This window comes from Polaribacter sp. 11A2H, assembly GCF_011379025.1.
In the GTDB taxonomy this organism is placed as follows: Bacteria; Bacteroidota; Bacteroidia; order Flavobacteriales; family Flavobacteriaceae; genus Polaribacter.
Window position 1 is genome coordinate 26,970 of the sequence record NZ_WTLD01000010.1, and the last position, 14,630, is coordinate 41,599.

The 14,630-nt window shown below is 30.2% G+C and carries 14 protein-coding genes; 5 read left to right on the forward strand and 9 right to left on the reverse strand.

Annotated features, from left to right (window positions below):
* Nucleotides 1–3 precede the first annotated feature (3 nt).
* From GQS58_RS12910 to GQS58_RS12920, 3 genes are all read left to right on the forward strand, one after another.
* Nucleotides 4–1,407, forward strand: a complete 1,404-nt coding sequence (locus GQS58_RS12910; RefSeq protein ID WP_166386536.1) for a hypothetical protein — start codon at nt 4–6, stop codon at nt 1,405–1,407.
* A complete protein-coding gene (locus tag GQS58_RS12915) occupies nt 1,407–2,681 on the forward strand; it encodes an outer membrane protein assembly factor (protein WP_317168386.1) in 1,275 nt (424 codons plus the stop codon). The genes GQS58_RS12910 and GQS58_RS12915 overlap by 1 nt, the downstream gene beginning before the upstream one ends.
* Before the next feature lie 69 nt (nt 2,682–2,750).
* Nucleotides 2,751–3,482 carry a metallophosphoesterase family protein gene (locus tag GQS58_RS12920; protein ID WP_166386538.1) on the forward strand — a complete coding sequence of 244 codons (732 nt, stop codon included), beginning with the start codon at nt 2,751–2,753 and terminating at the stop codon, nt 3,480–3,482.
* Nucleotides 3,483–3,736: 254 nt separating this feature from the next.
* Here the strand turns inward: GQS58_RS12920 and GQS58_RS12925 are convergent, their stop codons facing one another.
* From GQS58_RS12925 to GQS58_RS12950, 6 genes are all read right to left on the reverse strand, one after another.
* On the reverse strand, nt 3,737–5,830 hold the full coding sequence (locus tag GQS58_RS12925; RefSeq protein WP_166386540.1) for a S46 family peptidase: 2,094 nt from the start codon (nt 5,828–5,830) through the stop codon (nt 3,737–3,739).
* A gap of 38 nt (nt 5,831–5,868) precedes the next feature.
* Nucleotides 5,869–6,753: a sterol desaturase family protein gene (locus tag GQS58_RS12930; protein WP_166386542.1), complete on the reverse strand. Its 885-nt coding sequence runs from the start codon at nt 6,751–6,753 to the stop codon at nt 5,869–5,871.
* Between the two features lie 77 nt (nt 6,754–6,830).
* Nucleotides 6,831–7,646 (reverse strand): purine-nucleoside phosphorylase, encoded by an 816-nt coding sequence (locus GQS58_RS12935; RefSeq protein ID WP_166386544.1) that lies wholly within the window; start codon nt 7,644–7,646, stop codon nt 6,831–6,833.
* 71 nt (nt 7,647–7,717) lie between these two features.
* The gene (locus tag GQS58_RS12940; RefSeq protein WP_166386546.1) at nt 7,718–8,335 is read right to left on the reverse strand and encodes a TIGR04282 family arsenosugar biosynthesis glycosyltransferase; all 618 of its coding nucleotides are present in this window, start codon (nt 8,333–8,335) and stop codon (nt 7,718–7,720) included.
* A gap of 178 nt (nt 8,336–8,513) precedes the next feature.
* A complete protein-coding gene (locus GQS58_RS12945; RefSeq protein WP_166386548.1) occupies nt 8,514–8,999 on the reverse strand; it encodes a rhodanese-like domain-containing protein in 486 nt (161 codons plus the stop codon).
* A gap of 258 nt (nt 9,000–9,257) precedes the next feature.
* The gene (locus tag GQS58_RS12950; RefSeq protein WP_166386550.1) at nt 9,258–9,968 is read right to left on the reverse strand and encodes a DUF547 domain-containing protein; all 711 of its coding nucleotides are present in this window, start codon (nt 9,966–9,968) and stop codon (nt 9,258–9,260) included.
* A gap of 331 nt (nt 9,969–10,299) precedes the next feature.
* On the opposite strand from GQS58_RS12950, the gene fabD reads away from it, so the two are divergent.
* On the forward strand, nt 10,300–11,187 hold the full coding sequence (fabD, locus tag GQS58_RS12955) for an ACP S-malonyltransferase (protein ID WP_166386552.1): 888 nt from the start codon (nt 10,300–10,302) through the stop codon (nt 11,185–11,187).
* Nucleotides 11,188–11,730: 543 nt separating this feature from the next.
* Here fabD and GQS58_RS12960 read toward each other — a convergent pair.
* The gene (locus GQS58_RS12960) at nt 11,731–12,666 is read right to left on the reverse strand and encodes an alpha/beta fold hydrolase (RefSeq protein ID WP_166386554.1); all 936 of its coding nucleotides are present in this window, start codon (nt 12,664–12,666) and stop codon (nt 11,731–11,733) included.
* A gap of 232 nt (nt 12,667–12,898) precedes the next feature.
* Nucleotides 12,899–13,594: a hypothetical protein gene (locus GQS58_RS12965; RefSeq protein ID WP_166386556.1), complete on the reverse strand. Its 696-nt coding sequence runs from the start codon at nt 13,592–13,594 to the stop codon at nt 12,899–12,901.
* Nucleotides 13,595–13,683: 89 nt separating this feature from the next.
* Here GQS58_RS12965 and GQS58_RS12970 point away from each other — a divergent pair, with 89 nt between their 5' ends.
* A complete protein-coding gene (locus GQS58_RS12970; protein ID WP_166386558.1) occupies nt 13,684–14,100 on the forward strand; it encodes a winged helix-turn-helix transcriptional regulator in 417 nt (138 codons plus the stop codon).
* A gap of 50 nt (nt 14,101–14,150) precedes the next feature.
* Here the strand turns inward: GQS58_RS12970 and GQS58_RS12975 are convergent, their stop codons facing one another.
* On the reverse strand, nt 14,151–14,516 hold the full coding sequence (locus GQS58_RS12975) for a winged helix-turn-helix transcriptional regulator (protein WP_166386560.1): 366 nt from the start codon (nt 14,514–14,516) through the stop codon (nt 14,151–14,153).
* Nucleotides 14,517–14,630 lie beyond the last annotated feature (114 nt).

Below are 14,630 nucleotides of genomic sequence, written 5' to 3' on the forward strand. Positions count from 1 at the left end.
TATATGACTGTTAAAAATTTGTTGATTATCATTTTTGTTTCTCTTTTTTTCTTCTCTTGTACAGAAGATACTGATATTACTGTACCAAGAAATTTACAAGAATATATAACCGCTACATCTAATACTGATTTAGGTAATGTTATTGCATGTGCAGCAAGTGCAAGCGGAAACACTAATTTGTCTTATATTTTTTATTATCCAGAAGCAGGCGCAACAGATATTAGGTATTATGAAGCAGATAGTTTAAATATTGATAATCAGGATTTTTCTAAGTACAGAAGAAAAAATTTAACAAAAACAGCTGTTTTTGGAGGGAAGTTAGAGCGTTTTGCAAGGTCTGGAGATAATGAGAATTGGTGTTTGGTTACTTATATGTTAGACGGAGAATTACATAAATCGAATCCAATTCGTTTAAAAAATGAAACAAAACCAACAAGTTGGACAAACGCAGTAACTATTAAATTTCCAGAAACATTAAAACCAACATTTACTTGGTCAGATTTTGGAGTTACAGATAATGCAATATATTTTGAAGTAATTTCAGAAAAAGAAGACGATACATTTGTTTCTGGAACCTATACTTTAGATAAAATATTCACATATTTTGATACGACTAATGTTGTAAATAATATAAATGTGCCATTAACTCCCGTTAATTTAGTAGCAGATACCGAATATCTATTTACCATGATGGCTGTTAGTAAAGATAATTGGGTGAATACGGTTATTCAAGAAAGTTTTATTACAAGAAATTTAGAAGAATATTTAGATTTTAATGCAACCAAAACAATAGAGAAAGCAACTGCCTTTGGGGCAAGTAGTAGTGGGTCTACAAGCCTTTCTTATATTTATTACAATCCTTTGGTTGGAGCGTCTGATATGAGGTATTATGAAACCGATAACCTTGCAGTAGATGAAACTGATTTATCTAATTACCGAAGAAAAAAAATAACAGACCAGGCTACTTTTGATGGTGCACTTAGAAGATATTCTAGAACAGATACAAATGACAGTTGGTGTATTGTTACGTTTATTATTGATGATAAATTATATAAATCAGATCCTATAAAAATTAAAATTCAAACAAGACCAACAGAATGGTTAACAGATATTACTATAGAAACTTCAGAAAGGTTAATGCCTAAATTTACTTGGTTAGACGGAACTTTTGTAGAGAATGTTAAGTATCTTCAAGTAGTTACAGATAAAGAAGACAATTTTTTATCGGGTACATTTACAGAAGAAAAAACATTTCAATATTATGTAGATGCTAATGTAATTGATAAGATTAACCTAGAAACTCCGGCAGATTTAATTTTTGATGCAGAATATAAAATAACTGTAATGGGATTAAGTGCAGATAATTGGGTAAATTTGGTTATTCAGAAAACATTTACAGTAGAATAGTGATCTTAAAAAAAAGTCTTTTTTTTCTATTTTTATCCATAGCATCTTTTGTATTCTCGCAAGAGAATATAATTGTTGATGTTAAAATTAAAGGGATAAAAAAAATCAAAGAATCCTTTATTCAAAACCTTATTCATACAAAAAAAGGAACCGCTTTAGATTCTATAGCGATAGAAAAAGATATCGTTTTTTTAAAAAGATTACCAGCAGTTAGTCATGCCTATTATCAAGTGTTTCAATCTCAAGATCATCTTTATAAGGTGTATATACATATTGAAGAAAACTTTACACTCATACCAGAAGTTAACTTATGGACAACTACAAACAGTCAGTTTTCTTATAAATTAGGTTTGTATGACTATAATTTTTTAGGAAGAAATATCACCTTTGGTGGGTTTTATCAAAACAACGGATTCGATTCTTATGGCATCAATTTTAAAGCCCCTAATTTGTTTTCTAGAAAATGGGGAATAGCTTTAAACCATCAAAACTGGAAAAGTGAAGAACCATTGTACTTTGGCAACAAAACTGCAAATTACTTGTACAACAACACTTCTTTTGAAGTATTAGGCTTGTATCAAATAAACCTGAAAAATCAATTTAATTTTGGGGTAAATTTCTTTAATGAAAAATACCAATATTTATCAGGAGTAACAGATGCATCAATTCCACAAAATTTAGATCTAGATAAAACGTTATTTAAATTAGTATATACGTATAACGATTTAGATTACTATTACCAATATGTAAGTGGTTTTAAAAGTGTTTTATATACACAGTTTGTAACTTCTAGTACTGCTTTTCAGAATGATTTTTTAATTGCTTGGAACGATTTTTTCTATTATAAAAGAATAAAAGAAAAAGGAAATTGGGCTAATAGATTGCGTTTTGGTTTAGCATCTAATGAGAATACACCTTTTGCTCCCTTTGCTTTAGATAATAATATTAATTTAAGAGGAGTTGGTATTTTAGTAGATAGAGGAACCGGCGTACTTCTCTGGAATACAGAATATAGGTATACTGTTGTAGACAAAAAATGGTTGGCAATTCAGACCAATGTTTTTACAGATTTTGGTTCTTGGAGAAATCCAGGAGGTAAATTTAATGACTTTTTTAAAAGTAAAAATATAAAAGCCTATTCTGGTATTGGTCTGCGTTTTATCAGTAAAAAAATATACAATGCTACTTTTAGAATCGATTATGGATTTAGAGTTTCTAACAATCCAGGGCAATCTAAAGGAGGTTTAGTTTTTGGAATAGGACAATATTTTTAATCTAAATTTAATATTACTTTCTTACTTCTTAAAGAGAAACACTTAGTTTTGCTAAAAAATAAAATTAAGATGAGAACTTTTGCAATAGGAGACATTCATGGAGGCTTAAAAGCATTACTTCAGGTATTAAATAAGCTTGAATTAAAAGATGGTGATAAAATTATTTTCATGGGAGACTATGTAGATGGTTGGAGTGAATCTGCACAAGTTATTCAGTTTTTAATAGAATTATCTCAAAAATTCGATTGTATTTTTATCAAAGGAAACCATGATGTTTGGTGCCAGAACTGGCTAAAAGATGCTAATGATGTAAATTCCTCTTGGTTTATGCATGGCGGTAAAGAAACCATGGAGAGTTATGAGGGTTTTTCTGCGGAAGAAAAACAAAAACATGTTGCTTTTTTTGATAATTTACCTCTACATTATATAGATACAGAAAACAGGTTATTTTTACATGCGGGTTTTACTTCTATGCACGGAGTAGAAAAAGAGGAATTTAAAGAGTTGTTGTACTTAGATAGGTCTTTGTGGGAAATGCTTTTAGGGCTAGATAAAACGATTGAAAAAGAGTCTGTTTTTTATCCTAAAAGAATACAGCATTATAAAGAAATTTACATTGGGCACACACCAACCACCAATTATAATAACCCTAACCCAATGAATATTGCTAATGTTTGGAATGTAGATACTGGAGCTGCTTTTAAAGGTAAAGTAACAGGCTTAAATATTGATACAAAAGAGTTTGTACAAAGTGAAGATTTACCAAGTTTATACCCTGATGAAAAAGGAAGAAATAAGTAAAACCTTTATTGTTTTAAATAGTTATAATTGTCATTCCGAATGAGGAACGAAGAGGAATCTCATAGTTCCAATTCTTTTTTTTAGAATGTGTTAGTGTATTAAGTCACCTCAAAAAGGAACGACTTCGAAACCTTCTATGTGGAATTTTACTATTTAGTGACAGGAATACACTGATTTTTCAACACAAAAAAAGGTTTAAGAAACATTTGTTTTCATGTTTCTTAAACCTTTTTTAATATTTAATAATAGTTTAGTTATTTATTTTTCTTCGGGTGTACTAATGTCATTTCATCAATTAAATGAGTAGCTCCCGCATATTTATCTACAATAAATAATATATATCTAGCATCTACCATAATGTTTCTACAAATTTCAGGATCGTAGTTCATGTCACTCATAGTTCCTTCCCAAACTCTGTCAAAATTTAAGCCGATTAAGTTTCCTTCAGCATCTATTGCAGGGCTTCCAGAATTACCACCTGTAGTATGATTTGTACCTAAAAAGCAAACCGGAACTTTCCCGTTTTTATCTGCATATTGCCCATAATTTTTAGTTTTATAAAGTTCACGTAATTTTTCTGGAACATCAAATTCATAATCTCCTGGAATGTATTTTTCAATTACTCCATCTAAATAACTAACAGGGTTATAATACACAGCGTCTCTTGGCGAATACCCTCTTACTTGCCCGTAAGTTACACGTAAAGTACTATTTGCATCCGGAAAATAACGCGCATTTGGTAAAGCTTCCATCAATGCTTTCATATAGGTTTTTTGTAAGGCTACAATAGGTTCGTTTTTTAGCTGATATTCTCTGTTTAGATCATTATAAAAAGCGGCAATCATTGGTTTTGCATATTGATAAGCAGCATCGTTATTTAGGTTTTTAAGCACTTTTTTAGGGTTTCCTTTAAATAATTTTAAAGCAGAATCTAAGTTTGTAAAAGCCGATTTTTCATAAATAGTAGCATCTACATCTTCATTTATAAAAGGCATTACATTTTCAAAAACGCCTTTATCTACACCAACATCATAATTTTTATGAATCCCTTTTAAGGTGTTTTTTATGTATGTTTTTGCTTTATCAAAAGACTTTGGATCTTTGGCAATAGCTTGCTCAAACTGATACGCTCTAAACGTCATGGTCATCAGCTCATTTGTAATTAAAAAGACTTCAATAAAGTTTCTTCTTTTAATATTTATAGGTGCAAAATCGGCGTACAAACGGTCAAATTCAGGAAGAATATTCCCATACTTTTCCATTAAGTTTTTTTCTGCTAAAGCATTTGTAAATGTAGTTTCAAAGGCTAGCCTTTTTTCTACAGCATTACTTTTTTGAATTCCTAAATTTTCACCAATCCACTTTTTCCAAGCATTGGCAATTCTAGCTTGTTTAGACGCATATTTTATACGAATATCATCACTAGATTTCATTTTTTCATCAATAACCTTTAAAGCAGCCTCTCTAATGGCAATATTTGTTGGGTTATATTCTTCTGTAATGTGCTTAATTGCAGCGGCAGGTAAATACTCATCTGTAGTTCCAGGGAAACCAAATACTAAGGTAAAATCTCCTTCTTCTACACCGTCTAAAGAAATTGGTAAAAAGTGTTTTGGTGTATAAGGTACATTGTCTTTACTGTATGTTGCAGGACGATTATTTGCATCTGCATAAATTCTGAACATAGAAAAGTCTCCAGTATGTCTAGGAAAAACCCAATTGTCTGTATCGCTACCAAATTTACCAATATTTGTAGGTGGTGCACCAACTAAACGAATGTCTTCAAAGCGTTCTGTTACAAATAAAAAGAATTGATTTCCTTGAAAAAAGGATTTTACTTTGGTTTGTTGCCAAGCTTCTTTGGTTATTGTTTTTTGTAAAGCATTGCTGTTTTTTGTAATGATAGATTGTTTTTCTTTTTCAGTTAAAGAGTCATTTACACCTGCAAGAACACTGTCTGTAACATCTTCAATACGAACTATAAACTCTATATATAAACCGGGGTTAGGTAATTCTTGTTCTAAATTCATAGCCCAAAAACCATCTTTTAAATAATCATTTTCTAAGGTAGAATGTGCTTGAATTTGACCAAAACCACAATGATGATTTGTTAAAATTAAACCTTTTGGAGAAATAATTTCACTAGTACAGCCACCATTAAAATGCCCAATGGCATCTTTTAAACTAGAATTGTTTACATCGTAAATGTCTTTTGCACTTAATTTACTTCCTAAAGAAGTCATTTCTTGTTCGTTCATCCCCTCTAAAAGAGACGGAATCCACATACCACCTTGTTGTGCAGAAACCTGGACAAATAGGAGTAAAAAAAGTATTTTAATATATTTCATATTTATGTTTTTTTAAGGCAATAAAGATACAAAAAGGGTTACTTTTTTCCTAAAGGATATATTTCTTGTTCAATGAAGTTTTTTGGAAATTCGTCATCCCCCTCAAAGCCTAACTCAATGTCTCTACCTGAATACGGAATGTAGTTTGTTTTAAAAATGTAATCCCAAATGCTTAATGTAATTCCGAAGTTTACACCGTTTTTTCTGTCTTCTGGTAATACTTTTACGTGATGCCAAATGTGCATTTTGGGATTGTTTAAAATGTATTTTAACCAACCATAATCCCAATTGATATTTGCGTGGTTTAAATGGCCAATAAAAATGTTAAAAAAGTGAACAAGGGCAACATCTTTTGCAGAAAATCCACCAATAATTGCTAACGGAATGTATTTTAATGAACTGTAAACTACAGGTTCCATCCAGTGATAACGTAAGTGTGCCGCAAACCCCATTTCTTTTACAGAGTGATGCACTTTATGAAAATTCCAAAGAAACTCAAAAGTATGTAATAATCTGTGTGTCCACCATTGTACAAAATCTACCACAATAAAAAAGATAAAAATACGTAGAAAAAATGGCAGTTTATTAATTTCTAATAATTGAAAATCAGCAATAGATAAACCTATAATTCCTAAAATATCATTAAACAATTCTGCAACCGAATTTGATAAGGCAATGAAGACAATTAAATTTAGTAAAAAGAAATTAAAGAACATATAAAAGGTGTCTAACCAAAAGTCTTTTCTAAATAATGATTGGTTTTTTCGCCAAGGAAAAATAGCTTCTAATCCCCAGACAACTAAAGATATTATTATTAATCCATAGAAATAGTTCTCCCAATTGAGTTCCATTAAAACAGATTGTTTTACGTAATTCCAATAACCGGAATAAGAGTTTTTTATGATATCTAGGTATTTGTTCATTATGTTGGTAATATTGTCCCTTCAGGTTTTTAAAACCTGTGAAGGGGCTAACGTACTCTAATTTTGTTTAAATTAAACTATATCACTTTTATAACTTCCTTAAACAATGCAATCATTTTAGGTTCTGCTTCACCTGCAATAGCTATAATTTCTGAAATATCTACAGATTGTAAATTTTTAGGATCACATTCATCCGTTAACACAGAAATGGCTGCACAAGGTAAATTCAGTTGTTTTGCAACAATAACTTCAGGTACCGTACTCATACCAACTGCATCTGTTTCTAAAATTTGCAACATTCTATATTCGGCTCTTGTTTCTAATTGTGGGCCTAATACACTGGTGTAAATGCCTTTGTGTAATAAAATGTTTTGCTCTTTGGCAATCTTAATAATTTTACTATTTATTTCTTCGGAATATGGAGCTAACATATCTGCAAAAATATTTCCAAAATTATTGGCTCCTTTAAAAGCTAAAGGAGAACTTCCTTGCAAATTAATATGATCTTCAATTAGCATTAACTCTCCTTTTTTATAAGATAAGTTAATGGCTCCTGAAGCATTAGAAATTAGTAGGTTTTTAATGCCTAAACCGTGCATGGTTCTAATTCCGTAAGTTACTTCCCAAGCATTGTAGCCTTCATATAAATGAAAACGACCTGCCATTATAATTACCTTTTTGCCAGACAATTCTCCGTAAATTAATTTACCAGAATGAAACTCTACCGTTGCCACTGGAAAATTTGGTATTTCTGAATACAGAATTTCTTTTTCAATAGCAACTTCATTTACTAATTTCCCTAATCCTGTTCCTAAAACAATTCCTATTTCTGGATTTGTAATTCCGTTTGATTTTAAAAAATCGATGGTTTCTTGTAATTGTTGTTTTTTCATTTTGTTGTCTGGTCGAGCGCAGTCGAGACCTAAATTATATTCCCTTCTGGACTGAATTCTAGGGAAATTTGTTATTGTAAAAATTGTTGAAATGCAGAATGATGCTCAATATCTTCAAAAACATCCACATCATTTAGTTCTTTTAACAAAAATACTGCTTTATCTTGTAAATCTATTAATGTATCTTTTCTAACTGAAGCCGTTCCCCAGTCTTTATTTTTAAAGATATCTTCTTGTAAAGCATTCATTCCTAAAAGATAATAACCACCGTCTTCTGCAGGTCCTAAAACCACGTCATTAGAGTCTAGTTGTTGGAATGCATTTTCTATATTTTCTGAGGTTAAATCAAATAAATCGCTACCAATAATCATAACTTTTTGATACCCCGCGGCAAAACTATTTTTAAAAGCATTTAACATTCTAATGCCTAAATCTTCTCCTACTTGTTGGTGTTTTTGATAGCTTTTTGCATCCCAAATATCATTTTCTCTAATTTTTACAGAATAATAAACAGCTTTATCAGATGTTACTTTAGAGGTTATTTCTTTCGTTTTATCTAATAAGAATTTATAGATTTCTAAAGCTTTCTCATCACCAACGGTTTTAGCCAAACGTGTTTTTGCTTTGCCTAATTCTGGGTTTCTGGTGAAGATTAGGAGTAAGTTTTCACTTTTTATTTTATTTTCCATTAATGTATCAAGTTTTCATCACTTAGAAACATAGACTAAGTTTTTAATGTAGTAAGAATTATATTTTAACCTATTTTTATTTTAACAAAAGAGTGATCACAGAAAACTGTTACTGTATACTGCAAACTTATTTTAAAAATTACAACAGTGAAAACTGTATACTAAAACGGATTACTTTTTAATAAACCTTCTCTCCTTTAAAAAGCCATTTGCTCCACTCTTTATTAAAAGTATGTATTTTTTCTGTCTGGTTACCTAAAGTATCAATGACTTGATAATTATTGTTTTTCCACTCAAAAATTCCGCCATATAAATTAAAAACATTCGTATACCCTTTTTCAATTAATTGATGCGCAACAATTTCTGAACGAATGCCTAATGAACAATACACAACAATTTTTGCACTTTTGTCTTTTGGCAGTTTCTCTAAAGTTTTAGTGATATTAAAATGATCAAAACCTACAAGAATAGCATTTTTTAAATGACTGACTTTATATTCTTTTTCTTCTCTAGCATCTAAAAGAAAAGTTTTTGTAGTTGCTAATGTATCTACAGAAATATAAGGAACATTGTTCTTGTTGAATTTGTTTAACAATTTATCTAACTTTTTTTGTGCAGTTAGTGTTGATGTTATTAGTAGAAAAAGAATTAAAATTTTCTTCATTTTATAGGTATTCCTTTGGTAAGTGTTATTTGACTTTAATTTCTATAGCGATTTTTTTAGAGTATTCTTAAAAGGTAAGTCAGCTTATATAAAGCTATAAAGTTAAAGTTTTTTTTGTTTTATACAATTGTCAAATCCTTTTATAATAGACAAAGAACTTGTTTCCAAGTTCTTTGTTGTGGGGTATGGTTCTTGCAAATTTTATTTAATGTGCAACGGCATACTTATTTTTGATGTTTTATATGAAAATTAAAAATATTATTTTCCGTTTAAAGTCCAATCATATTTTAGATAACTAATTTTTGCTTTCGGGTTTATTTTAGTTTCTGAGTATTTGTTTAAAAAATCGATAATTGAACCTTTTTTAGTAAAATCTTCTTTAAACCAATCGAAAATTGATGAGATTTGAATTTTTTTAGCAGAAATTTTATTTCTCGTAGGGTCGTTTACAAAACCTTTTATTAGTTTATCTAAGGTTGCATCTACATTCTCTTCTGTAAAAGCTTCGTTTCCTAATTTAGGACAAGAACCAGAAGCACAATTTACACCTACATGAATTCTTGGGTCAAATAAATTTTTACGTAAAATGGTATGTTCAATATCATCTAAAGTATATGTTTTTCCGCCTACTATTGCAAAAGGAGTTTTCCAAGCAGTTTTTCCTTTTTGTTTGATGTCTGTAATGCTTTTTAGAGGATAATTATCTAAAATAATTTTAATGGTGTATGCGTTGTATGCATTCATCCAAAATGCTTTTTGTTTATTGGTAGACCAAGAACTAGTTGGTGTTGTTTTTTCTAAATAAGAAATGTAGCTGTCTAATTTAGCTTCCTCTTTTTTTAATGATTTGTAATCTACAATTCCGCTTTTGGTAACGTGCTGTTGCAATAAGCTGTTAAAAATTGATGTTTGTGCGTTTACTTGTGATAAAGTAAAAAGAGTAACTAGTGTTAAAAGTATTTTTTTCATTTTTATATAATTTCTATTAGTATAGACGAAATGTTTTTTAGTTGATTACAAAAATGATTCCAATTCTTGTTAAATTAAGGTTAATGTGTTCTATTATTCAATTTAAAGAGGTGAAGTTAATAAAAAAAAATAGATTTTTTAGTTTTACAATAGGTCTTTTAAGTGGTTTAGCCCCGATTGAAGCAATTGTTTGAGCTCTTTTTGTTTTTACAAAAAAGCGAGTGCCTTTCGACGAGGCTCAAGATAAACTCCTAGCGGGATTAGCTTCAAATAAAAATGATTATTTTTGCAGCCAATTAAAAGAATAAATAGTTACTAAAATACATATTTTATGAAAGCATATATTTTTCCGGGTCAAGGGGCGCAATTTACAGGAATGGGATTGGATTTATACGAAAAGTCTGCATTGGCGCAAGAATACTTTGAAAAAGCAAACAAGATTTTAGGGTTCTCGATTACAGATATTATGTTTGAAGGAACTGCTGAGCAATTAAAGGAAACGAAAGTTACGCAGCCTGCAATCTTTTTACACTCGGTAATTTTAGCGAAAGTTTTAGGAGATTCTTTTAAACCAGAAATGGTTGCAGGACATTCTTTAGGAGAATTATCTGCCTTGGTTGCAAACGGAGTTTTAACTTTTGAAGATGGTTTAAAATTGGTTTCTAAACGTGCTTTGGCAATGCAAAAAGCGTGTGAAGCTGCACCAAGTACAATGGCGGCAGTTTTAGGTTTGGCAGATACTATTGTGGAAGAAACGTGTGCAGAAATAGATGGAGTAGTGGTTGCTGCAAATTATAATTGTCCTGGGCAATTGGTTATTTCTGGTGAAATTGCTGCGGTGGAAAAAGCGTGTGCTGTTTTAACTGAAAAAGGAGCAAAGAGAGCTATATTATTACCTGTTGGTGGTGCGTTTCACTCGCCAATGATGGAGCCTGCAAGAGCTGAATTAGCAGCTGCAATTGAAGCGACTACTTTTAGTAAGCCTACGTGTGCTGTGTATCAGAATGTGGTTGCAAAGGCAGTTACGAGTCCGGAAGAAATTAAAGATAATTTAATAGCACAATTAACGGCACCAGTAAAATGGACACAATGTATACAAGCAATGATTGCTGATGGTGGTACAGAATTTGTTGAGGTTGGACCGGGTAAAGTGTTACAGGGTTTAATGCGTAAAATTGATAGATCTGTTGCTGCTTCTGGTGCGGCTTTGTCTGAATAGATTTTACGAAATATTTTATATAAAAAAAACGAACTTGTGAGAGTTCGTTTTTTTTGTTTGTGGTCGAATTTTCGGTTTCGTTAACTCTAATGGTATGAAATCGTTTCAATGTTTTATATCAGAAGTTAAAGAAGTTCGCTTTTTAAAAACTTAGAAACAAACTAAATTAGTTGTTTTTAAGTTGATGTTAGCATGTTTTCTACATTCGTTTTACTGTACTATAGTTTCTTATAATTTTTCCTTGTTAAGTTTTTTTAATCTTCATTTTCTTATCTATTTTAACGACCGTTACATTTTGTTGCAATTATTAATTCTATAGTTAGGTAGATAAAACAAATTATAATGATATAAATGTTCTATTATAAATTGATAGATCTGTTGCTGCTTCTGGAGCAGTTTTGTTTGAATAGATTTTATGAAATATTTTATATAAAAAAAACGAACTTGTGAGAGTTCGTTTTTTGTTGTTGCTAATTTTTAGTTTCGTTACCGTTTAGTACATGAAGCGTAGCATTCTTTATATAGATTGCTATTAGCCGGTCTTTAATTTAGATTTTTTATAAACTCATTACTATATTTTAATAATTCATTTAATGCGGTTTCTTCCATTGGGTAATGACCACCACCTTTTAGAATCTTTACAGTGTAAGGTGCTTTTATTCCTTTCATTGAAATTTCGCTTAAGTGTAAAGGTGTCCAATTATCTTTTTCTGGCTGTGTTAAAAGGATAGGACATTTGTCAAATTCAGCTACCGGAATAGGTAAATTATAGTGAGTATAATCATACAAAAATTGCAATTGTATATTTGCCCCTGCTGATGCATTGTCTTCTAAGAAAATTTTTAACGCTTGTTTATTGTTTGTTAAAGCATTCATCTTAGAGGCAGCTTTCATTGGAAATGGTACTCGTTTTATACCCATTTTTATTAAAAGGTTAGCAATTGGAAAAAGAAACCAATTAGACCAACCAAATTTTGCAGTTGCTTTACCTACTTCTTTATCGTCATTTTTTAAAAAACACATTCCTATTATTCCGTGAACTTCGTCCATATGACAAGCGGAATTGTAGCAAAGCATTCCGCCTGCACTTAATCCGTAAAGAACGGGCTTTTTATAATCTCGTTTGGTTTCTTCATTAACGAAGTCTGCAAAGCAATGAACCCAATTATCGTAGGTAATATCTTTCTGGTTTACTTCGGTCATTCCGTAGCCTAAGTTGTCCATAGCAACAACATCATAGCCCAGTTCTGCTAATTTATGTCCCAAAATCATATTCATCTGTCTACCGTTTGTTCCAACTCCGTGATGAAGAAAAATTCGATATTCTGATTTTGAATTTGGATACCGGTCAAGATGAATTTGATTGCCTTTCCAATCCCAAGATTCTTCTACCGGATGGTTATTTTCTTTAATTTGAAAGTCGAAGGGAAGTAAAGCGTTTATTTCTTTCCAAGCGATATTTGAATTGTATGATTTCATTTTTATTGAATTTACAGTGTAAAATAGCTATTATATGCTAGCGTAAAATTAGGTGCTAAAAGTATAAAGTATTATTTTTTGTTTATTTATTTATGTTATCTGCCTATAAAATTGCTACCAACTTTAATGATGTAAAATGGATAAAATGTATTCTATCAGCAGTGAACACAGTTAGCTTTTAAAAACTTAGATACATCTTAAAAGATTTCTTTAGTATTTAATACTCTCATTATTATTTTGTTGTATTAAATTTAGGTAGAAAATAATATAAGCAATAAAGCATTGCTACATAAGTAAAAATAAGGACAGGCATATTGGTGTTAAAACCTAAATCAAATGCTGGTATACTTAAAATTTCTCTAAAAGAACGTGTTGCAATTAGTGACATAAAAACAATTCCATAAGCGAAAACAGAAATTATAGCAACTCTGTTTTTAGTGGTTCGTATAATTCCTTTTTTTGCCTCTCCTTTAAAGAAATATAAAAGTGATCCAATGATGAATATTATTTCTATAAAAATAGCTAAATATACGTTGGAAGCATATAAACCAAGACCAGCGTCCATTGTGCCAGATCCAAACAGATGATGCATATGACCAGAAAAGAAGTCTAATATAAAATGTACCAATACCAAAGCCATACTGACTAATCCTATTTGTGTACTTTTAAATAATAATTTTCCAAATATAAATGCAATAGCTAGCCAGAATAATAAAGGTGCTAAATCATGGCTATATAACATATCTACAGCCATATTACTTAAAGTGGCATCAAAAGCATCACTTGGTTCAGTAACTTCAAGACCTAAATAATGGAAGGTAAACCACAATAAATCTTGTAATTGTGATATGATTAAAAAATAAAGTAATGTTCCTTTAGGGAACTTTTGTTTGGCAATTAATGCGGTGGTAAAATGTCCTGCTAACATAGTTTTTGTTTTAAATTTTGTATTTTTGCTATTGAATTGAAAGCAAAAATAATAATTACTTTCGAATTGAAAGTAATAATCTGTTGAAAATGAAAAAAGAATTTCGTTCTGGTTGTCCAATCTCTTCTACATTAGATGTTATAGGAGATAAATGGTCTTTGTTAATTATACGAGATATGTTAATTAAACATAAAAAGACATTCAAAGAAATATCTGATTCGGACGAAAGTATAGCTCCGAGTATTTTGTCTGCACGATTAAAATTATTGGAATCTTATAAATTGATATCTAAGATAAAAATACCTAAAAATAAAAAAGAGAATATTTATTTGTTAACAGAAAAAGGAATTCGTTTAACTCCTATAATTATAGAATTCAGTTTGTGGGGCGATACTAATATGCGAGAATTTAATAAAATAAAGGATGTAAAAGGTTTGAATTTAGATAAGTCTTATATTATTCAATCGGTTCAAGATCATTATAATTCTATGTTGCTTAATTTCTGATAATGTTGCTATCAAATAGCATGCAGTTCTAATGATATGAAATCGTTTTTTTATTCATTCTTTATTTTGTCTCTATGAGTTAATCCCCAGTCTCTCATCGTTTCAATTACTTTATCTAAAGATTTTCCATAATCCGTAAGACTATATTCAACAGAAACAGGTATTGTATTAAATACCTCTCTGTTTATTAGTCCATTTATTTCTAATTCTTTTAATTCCTTAGATAACATTCTTGGAGTTATTCCTTCAATTTGACGTTCTAATTCTTTAAATCTGTGAATTTTAAAAGAAAGAGCTATAATAATTGGTAATCTCCATTTTCCACCAATGATATCTATGACATCTCGAACAGGAAGAATAAATTTTTTACATTCTGTAGGTGTGTAAATATCCGTTTCAGTCTTTTTTTTGTTCATCTTTAGATTTATTTAGATTAGCCACTATACTAAAGTATACTACTATCTTTTAGTATAGTGATATACTTTGTATAGCAAATTTACTATAAATTTGTGAATCTTAATAAAAGGATA

What these genes read in the sequence shown, in the direction of transcription:
- GQS58_RS12910 (WP_166386536.1), top strand. Translation starts at nt 4, where the DNA reads ATGACTGTTAAAAATTTGTTGATTATCATTTTTGTTTCTCTTTTTTTC.
- GQS58_RS12920 (WP_166386538.1), top strand. Translation starts at nt 2,751, where the DNA reads ATGAGAACTTTTGCAATAGGAGACATTCATGGAGGCTTAAAAGCATTA.
- GQS58_RS12925 (WP_166386540.1), bottom strand. Translation starts at nt 5,830, where the DNA reads ATGAAATATATTAAAATACTTTTTTTACTCCTATTTGTCCAGGTTTCT.
- GQS58_RS12930 (WP_166386542.1), bottom strand. Translation starts at nt 6,753, where the DNA reads ATGAACAAATACCTAGATATCATAAAAAACTCTTATTCCGGTTATTGG.
- GQS58_RS12935 (WP_166386544.1), bottom strand. Translation starts at nt 7,646, where the DNA reads ATGAAAAAACAACAATTACAAGAAACCATCGATTTTTTAAAATCAAAC.
- GQS58_RS12940 (WP_166386546.1), bottom strand. Translation starts at nt 8,335, where the DNA reads ATGGAAAATAAAATAAAAAGTGAAAACTTACTCCTAATCTTCACCAGA.
- GQS58_RS12945 (WP_166386548.1), bottom strand. Translation starts at nt 8,999, where the DNA reads ATGAAGAAAATTTTAATTCTTTTTCTACTAATAACATCAACACTAACT.
- GQS58_RS12950 (WP_166386550.1), bottom strand. Translation starts at nt 9,968, where the DNA reads ATGAAAAAAATACTTTTAACACTAGTTACTCTTTTTACTTTATCACAA.
- fabD (WP_166386552.1), top strand. Translation starts at nt 10,300, where the DNA reads ATGAAAGCATATATTTTTCCGGGTCAAGGGGCGCAATTTACAGGAATG.
- GQS58_RS12960 (WP_166386554.1), bottom strand. Translation starts at nt 12,666, where the DNA reads ATGAAATCATACAATTCAAATATCGCTTGGAAAGAAATAAACGCTTTA.
- GQS58_RS12965 (WP_166386556.1), bottom strand. Translation starts at nt 13,594, where the DNA reads ATGTTAGCAGGACATTTTACCACCGCATTAATTGCCAAACAAAAGTTC.
- GQS58_RS12970 (WP_166386558.1), top strand. Translation starts at nt 13,684, where the DNA reads ATGAAAAAAGAATTTCGTTCTGGTTGTCCAATCTCTTCTACATTAGAT.
- GQS58_RS12975 (WP_166386560.1), bottom strand. Translation starts at nt 14,516, where the DNA reads ATGAACAAAAAAAAGACTGAAACGGATATTTACACACCTACAGAATGT.